Source organism: Dehalococcoidales bacterium, assembly GCA_035529395.1.
Lineage (GTDB): Bacteria > Chloroflexota > Dehalococcoidia > Dehalococcoidales > Fen-1064 > DUES01.
Genome location: DATKWT010000107.1, coordinates 1 through 16,552 on the forward strand (window position 1 = coordinate 1; position 16,552 = coordinate 16,552).

At 56.0% G+C, this 16,552-nt stretch carries 17 protein-coding genes and 2 tRNA genes; 12 read left to right on the plus strand and 7 right to left on the minus strand.

Translation table 11 applies throughout. From position 1 onward, the window contains the following. The 12 genes from VMW13_06935 to VMW13_06990 form a co-directional block, all read left to right on the plus strand. On the plus strand, positions 1–270 hold a 270-nt coding region (locus tag VMW13_06935), incomplete at its 5' end, for a site-specific integrase (protein ID HUV44548.1). Positions 271–347: 77 nt separating this feature from the next. After that, positions 348–437, plus strand: a tRNA-Ser gene (locus VMW13_06940). Positions 438–477: 40 nt separating this feature from the next. Continuing rightward, a tRNA-Ser gene (locus VMW13_06945) sits at positions 478–566 on the plus strand. A 116-nt stretch (positions 567–682) separates the two neighbouring features. Beyond that, positions 683–1,822: an MFS transporter gene (locus VMW13_06950; protein ID HUV44549.1), complete on the plus strand. Its 1,140-nt coding sequence runs from the start codon at positions 683–685 to the stop codon at positions 1,820–1,822. A 119-nt stretch (positions 1,823–1,941) separates the two neighbouring features. After that, entirely contained in the window at positions 1,942–3,069 is a 1,128-nt protein-coding gene (gene dprA / locus VMW13_06955) for a DNA-processing protein DprA (protein HUV44550.1), read from the plus strand. Then, positions 3,062–5,209: a type I DNA topoisomerase gene (gene topA, locus VMW13_06960; protein HUV44551.1), complete on the plus strand. Its 2,148-nt coding sequence runs from the start codon at positions 3,062–3,064 to the stop codon at positions 5,207–5,209. Before dprA ends, topA begins: the two co-directional genes overlap by 8 nt. Beyond that, positions 5,193–6,152, plus strand: coding sequence for a site-specific tyrosine recombinase/integron integrase (gene xerA / locus VMW13_06965; GenBank protein ID HUV44552.1), 960 nt, complete (start codon positions 5,193–5,195; stop codon positions 6,150–6,152). The genes topA and xerA overlap by 17 nt, the downstream gene beginning before the upstream one ends. Continuing rightward, positions 6,133–7,227: an aminopeptidase P family protein gene (locus tag VMW13_06970; GenBank protein HUV44553.1), complete on the plus strand. Its 1,095-nt coding sequence runs from the start codon at positions 6,133–6,135 to the stop codon at positions 7,225–7,227. Before xerA ends, VMW13_06970 begins: the two co-directional genes overlap by 20 nt. Next, entirely contained in the window at positions 7,224–7,781 is a 558-nt protein-coding gene (efp, locus tag VMW13_06975) for an elongation factor P (protein ID HUV44554.1), read from the plus strand. The genes VMW13_06970 and efp overlap by 4 nt, the downstream gene beginning before the upstream one ends. Position 7,782: 1 nt before the next feature. After that, positions 7,783–8,427, plus strand: coding sequence for a PHP domain-containing protein (locus tag VMW13_06980; protein ID HUV44555.1), 645 nt, complete (start codon positions 7,783–7,785; stop codon positions 8,425–8,427). Between the two features lie 56 nt (positions 8,428–8,483). Further along, positions 8,484–9,314 (plus strand): formyltransferase family protein, encoded by an 831-nt coding sequence (locus VMW13_06985; GenBank protein ID HUV44556.1) that lies wholly within the window; start codon positions 8,484–8,486, stop codon positions 9,312–9,314. A 47-nt stretch (positions 9,315–9,361) separates the two neighbouring features. After that, positions 9,362–9,979 (plus strand): hypothetical protein, encoded by a 618-nt coding sequence (locus VMW13_06990; protein HUV44557.1) that lies wholly within the window; start codon positions 9,362–9,364, stop codon positions 9,977–9,979. Positions 9,980–10,030: 51 nt separating this feature from the next. Here the strand turns inward: VMW13_06990 and VMW13_06995 are convergent, their stop codons facing one another. The 7 genes from VMW13_06995 to VMW13_07025 form a co-directional block, all read right to left on the minus strand. Continuing rightward, a complete protein-coding gene (locus VMW13_06995) occupies positions 10,031–10,666 on the minus strand; it encodes an ATP-dependent Clp protease proteolytic subunit (protein HUV44558.1) in 636 nt (211 codons plus the stop codon). Next, entirely contained in the window at positions 10,663–11,979 is a 1,317-nt protein-coding gene (gene tig / locus VMW13_07000; protein HUV44559.1) for a trigger factor, read from the minus strand. Before tig ends, VMW13_06995 begins: the two co-directional genes overlap by 4 nt. Before the next feature lie 19 nt (positions 11,980–11,998). Beyond that, complete coding sequence (gene aspS, locus VMW13_07005) at positions 11,999–13,792, minus strand: aspartate--tRNA ligase (protein ID HUV44560.1); 1,794 nt, start codon at positions 13,790–13,792, stop codon at positions 11,999–12,001. A 185-nt stretch (positions 13,793–13,977) separates the two neighbouring features. Further along, positions 13,978–15,135, minus strand: a complete 1,158-nt coding sequence (locus VMW13_07010; protein HUV44561.1) for a thiolase family protein — start codon at positions 15,133–15,135, stop codon at positions 13,978–13,980. A 27-nt stretch (positions 15,136–15,162) separates the two neighbouring features. Next, on the minus strand, positions 15,163–15,597 hold the full coding sequence (locus VMW13_07015; GenBank protein HUV44562.1) for an OB-fold domain-containing protein: 435 nt from the start codon (positions 15,595–15,597) through the stop codon (positions 15,163–15,165). A 142-nt stretch (positions 15,598–15,739) separates the two neighbouring features. Continuing rightward, positions 15,740–16,117, minus strand: a complete 378-nt coding sequence (locus VMW13_07020) for a VOC family protein (GenBank protein ID HUV44563.1) — start codon at positions 16,115–16,117, stop codon at positions 15,740–15,742. A gap of 164 nt (positions 16,118–16,281) precedes the next feature. Then, positions 16,282–16,552: 3-deoxy-7-phosphoheptulonate synthase (locus VMW13_07025; GenBank protein ID HUV44564.1), on the minus strand; the 271-nt coding region annotated here is incomplete at its 5' end.

The window sequence follows — 16,552 nt, forward strand, 5'->3', positions numbered from 1 at the left end:
GCCTGGGGAAACATGGCAAAGGCATGTGGGCTACCGCCGATTCGCTTCCATGATGCACGCCACACCCACGCTAGTCTGATGCTGAAACAAGGCATCCACCCAAAGGTTGTCCAAGAACGGCTCGGACACTCTACCATCGCCGTGACACTGGACACGTACAGCCACGTCGCCCCGGGAATACAGGCAGCAGCAGCCGAGAAATTTGACGAGGCGCTAGGCAGGCACTATGATGGGATTGTCAGCAATACAGCCCAGAACACCGTCCGTTAGCTATCCGTTAGCTAAATGGTGGGGAGACCGGCAAGACGGGGTTCCAAATAGGGCTTACCAGTCTCAAAATGAGGCACGGAGAGGTGTCCGAGTGGTTCATGGTGCCGCTCTCGAAAAGCGGTCTGTGCGCAAGCGCAGCGTGGGTTCGAATCCCACCCTCTCCGCCATGGTGTCGGCAGAGCGATTACGTGTTGGGCTTTCGGTCGAGGAGAGGTGCTGGAGTGGCCTATCAGGCGCGCCTGGAGAGCGCGTGTAGCTTCGTGCTACCGTGGGTTCGAATCCCACCCTCTCCGCCAGCCTATGGAACTGTTCTGAAAGGATACCCGCGATAGAGAACACTGACAATCGTTCATTCCTTTCCCGGCTGGGGCCCCGTCTCCGCTCGTTCTTCACGGGCCTGGTGCCCCTCTTCGTGCTGGCACATTTCAGTCATCACGTTGTGGGGGCGCTGCTGACCCCGCTTCTGCCCTTCATTCGGGACGATTTCGTTCTCACCAAGATGCAACTTGGGTTTCTGGGTTCAGCCTATAACCTACCCTACGGCATCGGCCAGTTGCCCGGAGGCTGGCTGGCTGACCGTATCGGTCCCCGTAACCTGATTGTGGTGGGCATCTCCGGTGTGGCTGTCGCTGGTCTGCTTACCGGTTTCTCACCGACCTACGTGTTTATATCCATCGGCCTGGTACTGCTGGGGCTGACCGGAGGCGGCTACCATCCCGCCGCCTCACCTCTGGTATCAGCATCGGTTGACGAGAAACATCGCGGCAGTGCCCTGGGCATCCACCAGATAGGAGGCACAGCCAGTTTCTTCCTGACCCCGCTTATCGCCGCCGGTATTGCCGGTGCCATCGGCTGGCGTGGCACCTTCATTTCGCTTTCCATTCCCACACTTATTTTCGGCATCGTACTATACGTGCTCCTGGGCAGGCGGGGATACACGGGCCGACCACAACCAGAGGCGACCGACAACTCCATGGAAACATCCTCTGCTGAAGGTCGTATGCGACGCCTGCTACCATTCACTGCACTTGGCGTAGTTCTCCAGGTGCTGCTGTTCTCGTCGGTGTCTTTCGTTCCAGTCTATGCTGTGGACCGCCTGGGCTCCAGCAACGAAGCCGCCGCCGGTCTGCTGGCTGTGGCCCATTTCGCCGGACTCGTGGCCGGTCCCCTGGGCGGCTACCTCTCGGACCGACTCGGTAAATTGCCGGTCATGCTGACAGTGAGCCTGCTTGCCGGACCGGCTATCTACCTGCTCAACTATGTGTCCTTTGGCTGGGGTCTGTCGCTGGTGCTGCTGCTGATGGGCACCTGCCAGTACATCGGTATGCCGGTCTCGGAGTCCTACATTATCGCCCACACCTCGGAGCGTAATCGCTCTACGGTACTGGGCTTCTACTACTTTGCCAGCCGCGGAGGACCCGGACTCATCATGCCGGTTATGGGCTACCTTTTCGACAATTTTGGCTTCCAGACCGGTTACAGTGCAGTCGCGGCAACGATGGTGGCGGTCACAATCATTTGTGCGTTGTTCATGCGGAGAAGCCAGGACTAGGCTTGGTCAGCACCCTGACCATGTCGGTCGACAATATGCCGACCGGTTGCGCGTGACGTACCATCACGCGGCGCATCTTAATTGCCGTCACTTACCCCCTGTGCTAGAATAATTATGCTTTGGAAATCAGCAATAAAGATATCAAGTACTGGATAGGCTTCAGCTTCATCCCCAGTATCGGTCGTGTCCGGCTCAACCGGCTGGAGACCCACTTTGGCAACCTGGAAGATGCCTGGAAAGCGGGACCCGACGAGTTTATCCGGGCCGGACTTGACAAGAACGTGGTGCGTGCCATCGTGTCCTGGCGCCCAAGAGTGGACCTGGAAGCGGAGATGGAGAAGCTGGAGCGGTACGGGGTACAGGCGCTTACCTGGCACGATGCACTCTATCCTTCTCGTTTGAAGGAAATCCATGACCATCCCCCGGTACTCTATATCCGTGGCTCCCTGCTCCCCGAGGACGAGTGGTGCCTGGCGGTTGTCGGTACCCGGCGGGCGAGTGCATACGGGAGACAGGTGACCGAGGAGATTGTGGCTGACCTGGCCGGGAGCCGCATTACCGTTGCCAGCGGTCTTGCCAAGGGGATAGATTCCATAGCACACCGCAGCGCCCTTGATGCCGGTGGTAGAAGTATCGCCGTCTTTGCTCACGGACTGGATATTGTGTACCCCATTGAGAACACCAGCCTGGCCCGACGAATCGTACAGCAGGGTGCACTCATCAGCGAGTTCCCGCTGGGCACACGGCCAAAGCCGGAGTATTTCCCGCGTCGCAACCGGATTATAAGTGGTATTAGTCTCGGTGTCCTCGTCGTCGAGGCGGGAACGACCAGTGGTGCCCTCATCACCGCCAACATGGCACTGGAGCAGAACAGGGAGGTCCTGGCTGTCCCCGGTAGCATTCTTTCTCCGGCCAGCCGGGGCACCAACCGCCTCATCCAGGAGGGTGCCAAGCTGGTCCGCGACTACCGGGACATACTTGAGGAACTGAACCTCGGGGCGGTTGCCCAGCAGATTGAGATGAAAGAGGTCCTGCCGGAATCGGATACCGAGTCGCTCCTTCTCAAGCAACTGTCCACCGAGCCCACACATGTTGACGAGGTCTGCCGTGCCAGCGGTCTGCCTGTTTCAACGGTCAGCAGCACCCTGGCGATGATGGAGTTGAAGGGTCTGGTCAGGACAATAGGAAGTATGAAATATGTCCTTGCTCGGGAAGCAAGACAGGAATACAGGATAAAAGTTGAGTAAACAGAAGAAGATAAATCTGGTCATCGTAGAATCGCCGGCCAAGGCCAGGACCCTGGGCAGGATACTGGGCAGCGACTATGAGCTAAAGGCGTCCCTGGGTCATATCCGGGACCTGCCTAAGAGCCGCCTGGGAGTAGATGTGGAAAACGGCTTCGAGCCGAAGTACGTGGTGCCCCGGGACAAGAGCAAGACGGTAAAGGAGCTCAAGGATGCCACTAAGAAGGCATCTACGGTGTATCTGGCTACCGACCCCGACCGCGAAGGTGAGGCCATATCCTGGCACCTGGCTTCAGTTATACAGTCGAATAATAAACCCTTACACCGCGTTGTCTTTCACGAAATCACAGAAGACGCTATCAAGCAGGCCTTCAAGCATCCCCGCAAGATTGACATACACCTGGTAAACGCCCAGCAGGCCAGGCGCATCATGGACCGTCTGGTAGGCTACAAGATAAGCCCGTTACTCTGGAAAACGGTCAGGCGTGGCCTGTCAGCCGGCAGGGTGCAATCGGTGGCACTACGAATGATAGTTGACCGGGAACGGGAGATTGAGAACTTCGACCCGGTAGAATACTGGAGCATTGAAGCTGAACTGCACCGAAGCAACGGCAAAGCTAAGAAGGAGAACGTCTTTCGGTCTTCACTGGTGGGCCTTCTGGATGGCACCAAACTGGACATCCACACCAAGGACGAAGCCGATAAACTCGGCTCCCAACTTGAACAGAGTGACTACTGCGTCTACAAGACAAAGTCCAGAAAGGTGAATCGCCAGCCGGCACCTCCCTTCATAACCAGTACGCTCCAGCAGGAGGCCTACCACAAACTGAGATACAGCGCCAAGCAGACAATGGCTCTGGCACAGCAGCTCTACGAAGGTCTCCCGATTGGTGACGAGGGAAGCGTGGGGCTGATAACGTACATGCGCACCGACTCCATCCAGGTAGCCCGTCCGGCGGTGGTCGAGACCAGGGAATTCATCAGCAGTCGATATGGTGCTGACTTTCTTCCGCCGCACGCCCGCTCCTTCTCTCGAAAGGTCAAGGGAGCGCAGGAGGCACACGAGGCAATCCGTCCCACCAGGATTCACCGGGAGCCTTCCCAGGTCAAGCAGTACCTCACCAGCAACCAGTTCAAACTATATGACCTTATCTGGAAAAGGATGGTCGCCAGCCAGATGGCAACAGCGGTCTACGACAGTACCACGGTTGATATACAGGCCGATTGTCGCGAGCAACGGACGAACTATCTAATGCGGGCTTCCTGTTCGGTGAACCGTTTTGCCGGCTTTACCGTTCTCTATACCGAGGAGAAAGACAGTGACGAAGAGGAACCTGTGGCCAGTTCTCCCCTGCTCACCCTGAAAAAGGGGGATGCGCTGGACCTGCTCGGGCTGTTCCCGGAACAGCACTTCACACAGCCGCCACCGCGTTTCACCGAGGCCAGCCTTATCAAGATGATGGAGCAGTACGGCATCGGGCGCCCCAGTACCTACGCTCCCACACTCTCCACCATCCAGACACGCGAGTATGTTACCAGGACCAGGGGGGTACTCCAGCCCACCGAACTGGGTATAATAGTGAGTGACCTCGTAAGCAAGCATTTCCCGGATATCGTTGACATTGAGTTCACCGCCCGCATGGAGGACGAACTCGACGAAATAGCCAGCGACAAAGGCAACTGGGTAGATGTCGTCCAGGAATTCTATACCCCCTTCGAAAAAAGTCTCATCAATGCCTCTCAGGCCATGGAGCGGGTGGAGCTTCCCGTAGAGTTGACCGAGGAGACCTGCCCTAAATGCGACAAACCACTGGCGGTGAAGACCGGTCGTTTCGGGAAGTTCCTGGCCTGCACCGGTTACCCCGACTGCAAATATACCAAGTCCTATCAAAAAAAGACCGGGGTTGAGTGCCCCAAGTGCGGCGGTGACCTGGTGGAGAGAAGAAGCAAGAAGGGGCGCACATTCTACGGTTGCTCCAATTACCCGAAATGTGACTTCGCCATATTTGCTCAACCACTCCCCACGCCATGTCCGCAATGCGGTTCCATCATGACCGAATACAGGAATACCGAGGCAAAATGCACCAAGTGCGGGCACAGGGAAAAGTTGCCGCAGGACCGGATACATGCAACAAGTCTTTGACCGATACATCAACTACCTGACCGCGGAGAAGAACGCCTCCCGGTATACGGTGCGCAATTATGCAACCGACCTGCTCGGCGGCACCACCGAGAAAGGACAGAAAGGCTTCTTCCAGTTTCTCAGGCTGAAGAATGTGGATACACTGGACCAGGTTGACAGACAGGTCATTCGCGATTACCTCGGCTGGTTGATGGAGCAGGGTGTTGTCAGGAACAGTATTAACCGGAGACTATCGGCAATAAAATCTTTCTTCAAGTACCTTGTACGGGAGGAAATTCTCCCGTCAAATCCTGCTGAGATGATTATCTCGTCCAAGCGTGACCAGTACCTGCCCTCGGTCCTATCTGTCGAGGAGGTAGTACGGCTCCTGGAAACACCGGACCTGTCAAAGGCAGAGGGTCTGCGCGACCGTGCCTTGCTGGAGCTACTCTATGCCTCGGGGCTCCGGGTCAGTGAGGTGGTAAACCTTGACCGCGAACAGGTCGACTTTGACACGAATGAAATACAGGTCCATCGTGGTAAGGGCACCAAGGACCGCATGGTACTCATTGGAGAACCGGCTGCCCGAGCGCTTACGGCTTACCTTGACTACGGCAGGCCGGAGCTTCTAGGCGAGAAGAGCGGAAACGCCCTGTTCCTGGGCCTCCGAGGAGAACGGCTTATTGAAAGAATGGTACAGAAGATACTGGAGAAGTATAGCCGTACCGCCGGAATTGGCCGGAGAATACACCCCCACATACTGCGTCATACCTTCGCCACCCATATGCTGGATGGCGGTGCCAACCTCAGGGTAGTCCAGGAGCTTCTGGGACACGCCGACCTTTCTTCTACACAGATATACACTCAAGTTAGCAAGAGTCAGGCCCGAAAAGTATATCTCTCGGCCCACCCTATGGCGGAAGCTCAAAAAGAGGATGAACAGGTTGAACAGCAGATTAACTAACCTTCGCCGGGACCTTGCCAGGCAGGAGCTTGTTGCCATTCTTGTCTCGCAGCCGGAGAACCGGTTCTACCTGTCAGGATTCGATGGCTCGGCGGGCTACCTGCTGGTCACTGCCGGCGGCGCAACCCTGGCCACCGACTTCCGTTACACGGAGCAGGCGGAAAGGCAAGCGCCTGACTTCAGCATCTTCCAGATAACCGGTCCGATATCCGCCTGGCTTCCCGGACTTGTTGCCGGAGTGGACTCCGGCAAGCTCGGTTTTGAGGCCGGGGATGTCAGCTTCGTCCTGCACCGACAACTGACTGAAGTGCTGGCCGAGACCAACCCAAACCTTGACCTTACCCCTGTTGATGGAATGGTGGAATCGCTACGGGCTACCAAGGAACCCGCCGAGATTGATACAATATCTCAAGCCGCTGCAATATCCGATAGCGCCCTTGAACAGGTTGCGAACAGAATACAACCGGGGATAACGGAGAAGGAGGTCGCCTGGGAACTGGAGAAGTCCATGCGGGAGTCCGGCAGCGAAGGAATGCCGTTCGATATCATTGTCGCTTCCGGCCCCAATGCCGCCCTGCCCCACCACCACCCTTCCGACCGCCGGATTCAGGCAGGTGAACCGATAGTCATCGACATGGGGGCCAGAGTCGGCGGCTATTGCAGCGACCTCAGCCGTACACTCTGCCTGGGCACGCCGGATGATACTTTCAGACGGGTCTACAATACCGTTCTGGAAGCCCAACTGGTGGCAATCGAGGGCATCCGGGAAGGCATCAGTGGCCACGAAGCGGACAGCCTTGCTCGCAAGGTAATCGAGCAGGCAGGATATGGCGAAGCATTCGGGCACTCCCTCGGTCACGGTGTCGGGCTGGCAGCACACGAGGAGCCACGTCTCGGTTCGAACGCCACCGATGCACTGGGAGCGAACATGGTCTTCAGCATTGAACCCGGAATCTATCTCACCGGCTGGGGAGGGGTGAGGATTGAAGATCTGGCAGTCATGGAAAACGGTAAGGCAAGGCTGCTTTCCAGGGCAATAAAACTGAACATGACCGGAGGTCAAAGTCTGATATGATAAGCGGTTCCGAATTGAGAAAGGGCATAGTTATTGAACTGGACGGAAAGCTCTACCAGGTAATGGACTACCAGCACATCAAGCAGAAGCGGACCGCCCTGGCAAAAGTGAAATTACGTGATGTCCAGGGTGGACATACCTTTGAACGGTCTTTTCAGTCGAACGATAAACTGGTCCGGGCACGCATCGAACTTCGGGAAATGCAATACCTGTACCGGGACGGGGACATCCACTACTTCATGGACCAGGAGAACTATGAGCAGATCTCCCTTGGTACCGACCAGCTTGGTGATGCCATCAACTACATGAAGGAGGGTATGTCGCTCCAGATGTCCAACTACAAAGGAGAGGTGATTGGTGTCGAATTGCCGATTACGATTGAGCTTGAGGTAGCAGCTACCGACCCCGGCTTCAAGGGAGATACCGCAACCTCGGGCACCAAGCCCGCCACACTGGAGACAGGTATCATCGTCCAGGTACCTCTATTTATCAATCAGGGAGATGTTATCAAGGTAGACACCCGAACGGGGGTCTATCTGGAAAGGGCTGCTTGAGTTGTTTAAAGCTGACCTGCATATTCACACAAGGTATTCCATGGACTGCAATACACCGCTGGAGAGTATCATCACTCGCTGTAATGAACTGGGCATAAACTGCATCGCCATTGCCGACCACGGCACCATCGAGGGGGCACTGAAGATGCAGGAGCTAGCCCCCTTTACAGTGCTGGTTGCCGAGGAGATTCTGACCCCACAGGGTGAGATAATGGGCGTCTTTCTCAAGCAGACCATACCCACCTGCAAATCGGCCATAGAGGCAATAGAGCGCATCCGTGCGCAGGATGCCCTGGTCTGCATACCGCACCCATTCGATACCTTTCGTGGTCTGAGAATGAACCAGAGAGAAGTCGAAGAGCTTGTGGGTGAGATAGACATTATCGAAGCCTTCAACGCCAGATGCCCTTTTCCCTGGCCGACAACAAAGGCAACAACATTTGCCGACAGACATGGTATTGTTAAATCTGCCGGCAGCGATGCTCATTCCCCGGCAGAGATAGGCAACGCATATGTGGAAATGCCCGAATTCAGTGACAAGGAAGGGTGCCTCCAGGCACTGGCAAAAGGCAAGATAAGAGGATTCCGGTCAAATCCCCTCGTCCACTTCCGCACCCTCTGGGCTAAGCTCATGAGGGCCTTCTAAGAACAGGCTTCTCTACAGAGAGCCTCCTTACAAGGGTATTTCGAAGGAGGACGGAAATGTACAAGCTGGGCTGGTTCTCCACGGGCAGAGGCGAAGGTTCTAAGGGGCTTCTCCGGGCTGCACAGTCTGCAATAACTTCAGGTGAACTCGAAGCAGAGATAGAGTTCGTCTTCTGCAGCCGTGAGCGTGGTGAGACCGAACCTACCGACCAGTTTCTCCAGATGGTCGAGGACTACGGGATTCCCCTGGTCTGTTTCTCCTACCAGAAGTACCGCCGTGCCAGGGGCGAGCGCACTCCACCACCGGGGTCGCCGATGCCACAGTGGCGACTCGACTACGATAAAGAGAGTATGGCCCGCCTGAAGGACTTCCTACCCGACCTTTGTGTGCTGGCCGGTTACCTGCTTATCCTCGGTAAAGAAATGGCCCGCAAGTATAACATAATCAACCTTCACCCGGCAGCTCCAGACGGACCTCTCGGCCTGATGTGGCAGGACGTTATCTGGAAGCTCATCGAGACCGATGCCGATGAGACCGGGGCCATGATGCACCTGGCTATTCCCGAACTGGACGAAGGACCGGTGGTGACATACTGCAAGTTCCCGATAAAGGGCGGCGCCTTCAACGAACACTGGCGGGATATCAGGCAGCGCTCCCTCGACGAGGCACGCGCTACGCAGGGTGAGAACAACCCCTTATTCAAACTCATACGGCAGAACGGGGTTATCCGTGAGGTCCCACTGGTACTGTCCACCATCCGGGCATTCAGCCAGGGCATGGTGAAGATAGACCCAGACCGGGAAATCACGGACGCCGAAGGCAATGTTATCGACGGCTATGACCTGACCTCCGAGATTAACGAGCTTATAGCCGGGAATAGCGGCTGACAGGTGCATAACCTGACCATGCCAGCGGGCACGGCAAGGAGAATATCATGTCCGAGCGAATAAGGGCCCCATTCTCCGGTAGATGGGATGTACGGACCGGCTCCCCGAGGAAGCTGTGGCGGTCTCTCCATGATTTTCTGGAGGACAGCGGCTTTGCACATGAATACCATGAACTGATACTTGCCGAGAGTCCCATTGAGGGCACGGCCACCTTTAGTGACTGGCTCGTTGGCCACAAGGACCGTCAGAGGCTGTCTTCGTTCTGGTTCCTCCGTATTCTGGTGGGCACCCTGCTCTGCGTGACGATACTACTGATTCCACTCGGAATTCCGTTAGTAAGGAGCCGGACACGGACGGTCAGGACGTGGGCCAGGATTGGTGTCGAGGGTGAGGTCTACCGTACCCGGGGCGCCGATATGAGGAGCAGCCATGCATCGGAAGTGCTCGATGTTGCTGCCGACGCCAGGATTACGCTGGACATACTGGGCGGTGAACCCGGTAAGGCCGGTGAAACCGGTAAGGACAGTGACTACGAGATAGCGAAGCCCACTGAAGACCGGGGGGAGATTAAGGCTGTCCGGCACGAGTTTGAAGAGCTTCGGTACAGAGTAGACCAACTCTTACCCGGGGAGACCCTGCCAAGCACCGAGTTACGCGAAGTATAAGTTTGCCGGGCGACCAAACCCATCGGCAGACTGGCACAATACCTTCTGCGACTATTTCTTGGCCTTGACCTTTTCCTTGTCCTTGTCCTCACTCGGCTTGGTCAGGATTTCATCGACTATCCCGTACTCGACTGCCTGCGTGGGGTCGAGGTAGAAATCGCGGTCGGTATCGTGGACTATCTTCTCCATCGTCTGCCCCGTGTGCTTCGCTATTATACCCCGAATCAGCTCCTGCATCCGCATTATCTCACGGGCAGCAATCTCAATATCCGACGCCTGTCCCTGCGCACCACCAGCCGCCTGGTGCATGTGAATGGTGGCATTGGGTAAAGCAAAGCGTTTCCCCTTGGCTCCGGAACAGAGTAACAGGGTTCCCATGCTGGCCGCCAGTCCGACACAGATGGTTGAAACATCGGGACGGATAAGCTGCATGGTATCGTAAATCGCCAGTCCGGCACTGATTATGCCGCCGGGACAGTGGATATAAAGATTGATGTCCTTGTCCGGGTCCTCCCGTTCAAGATAGAGCAGCTGAGCAATAACCACGTTGGCTACCTGGTCGTTTATCGGCATACCGAGCATGACGATACGCTCTCTCAGCAGCAGCGAGTATATGTCAAAAGCGCGTTCTCCTCTGGTCCCGGTCTCAATGACCATCGGGATAACATTCATCGGATTGGTGTTCATTTCTCCTCCTTCTGTGACGCCTCGGTCTCCCCCGAATCCCGCACGATTTCCACCAGTTTCTCCACGGTCTTCCGGGTAAGCAGTGTCGCTTGTATTGATTCCCGCATCTGCGGTGTATTCAGTGTCTTTTGCAGTTCCTCTTTTCTGTCCTCAGCAGTGTCCTTGGTCACCCGCGAAATCTCAGCATCGATATCCGCTCCCTCCACCTCGATGTTCTCCTCTTCCGAGAGCTTCATAAGTGCAAGCGACTCGGCCACCCTCTTTGTAGCTATCGGGCGTAGCTCCTCGTGCAACTCCTCCTCCGTCTTCCTGGCACTCCTGAGGTACTGCTCAAACGAAAGTCCCTGCATCTGGAGAGTCCTTGCCTGGTCTTCCATCAGCCGGTGAATCTCCGTCTCCACCAGCACGGGCGGGAACTCCACCTCACTTACCTCCACCACAGCTTCGATTGCCCGTTGCTCGAAATCCATTCTGGTCCTGTCTTCAGCCCTGCTCTCGAGGTCGCTGCGAATCCGTTTGCGCAACTCCTCCACGCTCCCTATCTCAGCCTCAACCTGTGTGGCAAACTCGTCGGTCACCTCGGGCAGGTTCTCCTCTTTTATCTCCGGAACGCTTACCTTAAAAACAACCTCTTTACCAACCAGTTCACTCTGCGAGTAGCCTTCGGGGAACTGGAGGTTGAACTCCTTCTCGTCACCTCTGTTCATCCCCACGAGCTGCTCGGCAAATCCCGGGGCCGGGGTCTGTGAATCTGCTATCAGGCGATACCGGGCACCCTTCTGGTTGATGTACGGCTCTCCGTCAATCGTGCTCTCAACGTCCAGATTCAGCAGGTCATCCAGCTGTGCAGCACGCTCCACCGGTTCCCAGGTGGCATACTGGTGGCGCAGGTCTTCGATCACCCGACCAACAGTCTCTTCGGTTACCTCCACCGGCTCTTCGGTGACCTCAATCTTGTGATAATCGCCCAGGCTGACCACCGGCTTCAGCGGCACCACCGCCTGAAACTTCACCGGGTCGGTTTCGATTACTTCAATCTTCGGTTGGGCAATAGCTTCAAGCTGCTGCTCCTCAATGGCCTTCTCGTAAGCCCGGGGTACCAGGTCTTCCAGCATGTCATTGACCAGACGTTCCTGGCCGACAAACCGCTCTAGTATCGGGCGCGGCGCCTTTCCCTTGCGGAAACCGGGAATATTTACCTGCTTGACCAGCCGGCGGTAGACGTTCTCCGCGGACTCTTCCACCTCAGCAGAATCCATCTCGACGGTCAAATAGGTCTCGTTGTTCTCTGTCTTCTCGTTGGTTACTTTCATTGTTCCGCCGGGCTGTGATTCATTCCTCACGCAGCCGCAGGTGCAGTTCAGCCAGTTGCTCTTCGCTTACCGGTGCAGGAGCATTCAGAGTAAGGTCTGCGGCGTTCTGGTTCTTGGGGAATGCAATCACTTCCCGGATTGTCTCCTCTCCAGCAAGTATCATCACAAAGCGATCAATGCCCGGGGCGATACCACCATGAGGAGGCGCGCCGTACCCGAATGCTTCAAGCATGTGTCCGAAACGTTCGTCAATCTCATCGTCGGTATAACCCAGCAGTTGGAACACCTTCCGCTGTATGTCGCTCCGGTGAATCCTGATACTGCCGCTGGCAAGCTCCAGTCCATTGCAGACGATATCATAGTGCTTGGAGTGCATCTCACCCGGCGCAGTATCCAGCAGGGGGATATCCTCGTCTATTGGCGCGGTAAAGGGGTGGTGCTCCGAGTCCCAGCGTCCTGCAGTCTCATCCCACCTGAATAATGGAAAGTTCTGCACGAAGGCAAACACCAGTGTATCCGGGTCGGTAAGGTTAAGTCGACGGCCCACCTCGAGTCGTAAATCACTCAGGACACGACCGACCATCTTTATATCCCCGGCGGCAATCAGTAGAAGGTCTCCCCTGCTCGCGCCCAGTTTTCGCGCTATTTCCTTTACCTGGTCCAGGGTAAGAAATCTGGCAGCGACCGATTTCACCATATCCATAGTGAGCGAATCAAGGTCACCCGACTCGCTGCCGAGGGATATGGTCAACAACCCTCGTGCTCCGGAATTCTTTGCCAGCTTGTTTAATTCTTCAAGCTGGTTCCGGCTGTACCCGCCACATCCAGGAGCGCGGATACCTTTTACCCTGCCACCTCCGGCAACAGCATCGCGGAATACGCCAAACTCCGAGCCGGCTACTATATCAGACAGGTCACCAAGTTCCAGACCGAAGCGCAGGTCAGGTTTGTCACTACCATAGCGTTCCATGGCGTCTTCATAAGGCAAACGAGGCCACGGTTTGATAATCTTCTTCTCGGGAGTCACCGTTTCTACCAGTGACGTAAACAGTTCTTCCATCAGTTGGAGAATGTCTTCCTCTTCTACGAAGCTCATTTCAAGGTCGAGTTGGGTATGTTCCGGCTGGCGGTCAGCGCGGGTGTCTTCATCCCGAAAGCATTTGGCTATCTGGAAGTATTTTTCTACTCCGGCCACCATCAGCAACTGCTTGAGTTGCTGGGGCGACTGCGGTAGTGCATAGAACTTACCCGGATGGACCCGGCTCGGCACCAGGTAATCACGCGCGCCTTCCGGAGTGCTCTTTATCATTATCGGAGTCTCGATTTCCAGGAAGCCGCGTGCATCCAGGAAGTCACGCATGTACTTCACTGCCCGGTGGCGGAGAATCAGATTTTTCAACATCCGGCTGCGGCGTAGGTCAAGATAGCGGTATTGAAGACGCAGGTTCTCATCGACATCGATATCCCTGTTTATGTAAAACGGCGGGGTCTCCGATGTATTCAGAATGGCGGTGCTATCGGCAATCACCTCTACTTCGCCAGTAGGCATCTGTCTGTTCTCGGTACCGGCGGGACGTAATGCCACCTCACCGGTAACCTGCACCACGTATTCGCTGCGCATGTCGTTCGCTGTTTCGTGGCTGGAGCGGGACACATCCGGATTGAAAACAATCTGCACAATCCCCTCACGGTCTCGCAGGTCAATGAAAATAAGCCCGCCATGGTCACGACGTCGGTCAACCCAGCCGGCCAGTGTTACCTTACTCCCGACGTGCTCCTTTCGGATTTCACCACAATTGTGAGTCTTAAGCAATCCATTCTCCTGGGCAAAATGAGAAAATGCACTAATTGAGTCTATCTAAGCTAAGTATAGCTTACGAGACGTACGTCCTTCAACCTGTCACGCTTGCGTAAAGTATCAACGCAGCCGACCGTAAGGTCGGCTGCGCCTATTCTCCCCTATATTCAGATGGGACATGGGGTCCGGAGCAAATCCATCTATTTCTTATAGATAAGGATATTACAGCCGCCAACGCCCACGTTGTGCTGTAGGCCTACCGTGGGGTTTCCCGGTATCTGCCTCGGTCCGGCATCACCCCTTAGCTGGTGGACAATCTCTATTGCCTGGGCAATACCGGTCGCTCCCATTGGATGCCCCCGACTCTCCAGACCGCCATCGGTATTAACCGGCTTATCACCACCGATGTCCGCCCGGCCTTCCCAGATGAACTGGCCGCCTTCACCGATGGGACAGAACCCGAGCTCCTCCACGGCAAAGACCTCACCGGCACTGAAGGCATCGTGCACCTGGCAAACATCAACGTCCTCGGGACCGATGCTGGCCCTCTCGTAGGCCTCCTTGCTCACCTTGGCAATGAATCCCTCGGCAACATCACCACCAATCCCCACCGGACTGTAGGACGGGGTACCGCTGCCCCAACCGGCAATTGTTATCGGCTTACCACGGAAGCGGTGCGCTACCTCTCTGGCACATATCACTGTCGCCGTCGCTCCATCACTGGACGGGGAACACTGGTACAGGGTGAGTGGGTCGGCAATCATGCGCGCATTGAGCACCTCTTCCAGTGTGACCGGTGTCTGGTACTGGGCATAGGGGTTCAGTGCCCCGTTCTTGTGGCTCTTCACCGCTACCTGGGCATACATCTCCCGGGTGGAGCCGTACTCACTCATGTGCCGTCTGGCCCTCATGGCATACTCCCCGGGCATGATGCCCAGACCCATCAACTGCGAGTAGCTTGCCGAGGCTTCACTCATCGGTGCTCCCAGCAGACCCCGCTGCATCTTCTCCACCCCTGTGCACAGGGCGACATCGTAGAGACCGGCACCCACGACCCAGGTGGCTACCCGGATGGCCGTCGAGGCGCTGGCGCAGGCTTTCTCCACGTTGTCGATGAGGATACCGGACTGGCCTAATTCACCGAAGACGTACTGGCCGGTACCGGTGACCGCCTGCACCCGGCCGCTAAAACCAACCTCGATATCCTTGAACGTACATCCGGCGTCTTCAAATGCGGCCAGGGCAGCTTCACGCACCAGGTCACCCGGACTCTTGTCCGGCCAGCGGCCGAATTTGTGCATCCCGATACCGACGATGCAAACCTCTCTCATGTTCTTCCAGGCTTCAAGAGTACTCATGCCTTCTTCTCCTCCGAAACACTTCTGTTACTTCTGTACAATACGAAACTTGTTTACTATCAGGTCGTTGCCTTCGTCGTCTTCTCTGACCTTCTCAAAGTAGACCTCAATAGGCGCACCCACTGCCACAGAATCCAGATTACCGGTGACTACCCCGTGAGTCTGGCATCCCTCTTCCAGGGCTACGATAACAATCGCGTACGGTACCTGAACCACGGAGAAGGGTAGCTGCTGGTGGACAATCGTATAGCTATATACCGTGCCCTTACCACTCAGAGCCGCCGGTTCCATTTGCTGCCCCGCACAGTTGAGGCAGATGACTCTCGGAGGTGCGAAGTACTTACCGCAGTTACCACACTTACAGCCAACAAGGTATGGTTCTGCCTTGGGGTCCTCCGGTATGATAAACCCTGCCCGCCTCAAGGGGAGCCGTTTTTTACCGGTTGTGGCTTCACTCATCATAATTCTCCTTTCTTACCTTACCTGGACACCTGGCCCTTATCCCCGGAAAAGGCAACGGCTTCTACTTATCCGGGAACTCCTGCTCCGGTCTCACCAATTATAGCAATACCATCTTTCGCCGTCCAATTGACCGGTATTGCGATTAAAACCTCTCGTTGGTACCGATAATCTCAATCAGCATACCATGGGCACTCTTAGGATGAATGAAACGGCGTGCGAGCACCTTCATTCCTTTCTCGTCACAAAGCTTGAAGACCTCCTCCGGGTCGTCCACCTGCAGGCTGTAGTGGTGGATTCCTTCACCGCGGCTGCTGATGTACCGCTCGATAAGGCCACCCTGTCCCCTCGGCTCTAGAAGCTCGAAAAGACTGCCACCAATCTTGACCATGCGTGACAGGAACTCCGGGGTCTCAAGACCACGCTCTCCGACGAACTCCGCCCCGAACATCTCCTTGAGAAAAGCTGCTACCGTGTCAATACTCTGCACTGCAATCCCTACGTGATGGATACCTTGTATCATATACCCTCCTTCTGTCCTGCTGAGACGGCTGACTGCACACCGCCAACCCCGCTACGTTACCGGTGTAAGATACCGGGCATTCTCTTGCCTCCTGAGAATGGCGAGAGACCTGTCACCGGATAATTTCAATCCTGCTCTGCACCGGAGTCGTGCTGCGCTTACCACTAGATATACCTGCCTACCGACTCCGCTACGGCTCGTAACTGGTCCATCAGTCTGGCGAAGTCCGACGGTGTCAATGATTGCAGACCATCTACCAGGGCTTCCTTTGGATTGGGGTGCACCTCGATGAGAAGTCCATCAGCACCGGCGGCCACTGCCGCCCTGGCTATTGCCGGTACCAGCGAGTAGTGACCGGCGGCGTGGCTGGGGTCGACAATTACCGGCAGGTGACTGGCCTTTTTAATCACCGGTATCGCCGAGATGTCCAGCGAG

Bases quoted from the DNA above. Each gene is read 5' to 3' on its own strand.
- VMW13_07010 (HUV44561.1), bottom strand. From the start codon at position 15,135: ATGAGTACTCTTGAAGCCTGGAAGAACATGAGAGAGGTTTGCATCGTC.
- VMW13_07015 (HUV44562.1), bottom strand. From the start codon at position 15,597: ATGATGAGTGAAGCCACAACCGGTAAAAAACGGCTCCCCTTGAGGCGG.
- VMW13_06995 (HUV44558.1), bottom strand. From the start codon at position 10,666: ATGAACACCAATCCGATGAATGTTATCCCGATGGTCATTGAGACCGGG.
- xerA (HUV44552.1), top strand. From the start codon at position 5,193: ATGCAACAAGTCTTTGACCGATACATCAACTACCTGACCGCGGAGAAG.
- tig (HUV44559.1), bottom strand. From the start codon at position 11,979: ATGAAAGTAACCAACGAGAAGACAGAGAACAACGAGACCTATTTGACC.
- VMW13_06985 (HUV44556.1), top strand. From the start codon at position 8,484: ATGTACAAGCTGGGCTGGTTCTCCACGGGCAGAGGCGAAGGTTCTAAG.
- efp (HUV44554.1), top strand. From the start codon at position 7,224: ATGATAAGCGGTTCCGAATTGAGAAAGGGCATAGTTATTGAACTGGAC.
- VMW13_07020 (HUV44563.1), bottom strand. From the start codon at position 16,117: ATGATACAAGGTATCCATCACGTAGGGATTGCAGTGCAGAGTATTGAC.
- VMW13_06990 (HUV44557.1), top strand. From the start codon at position 9,362: ATGTCCGAGCGAATAAGGGCCCCATTCTCCGGTAGATGGGATGTACGG.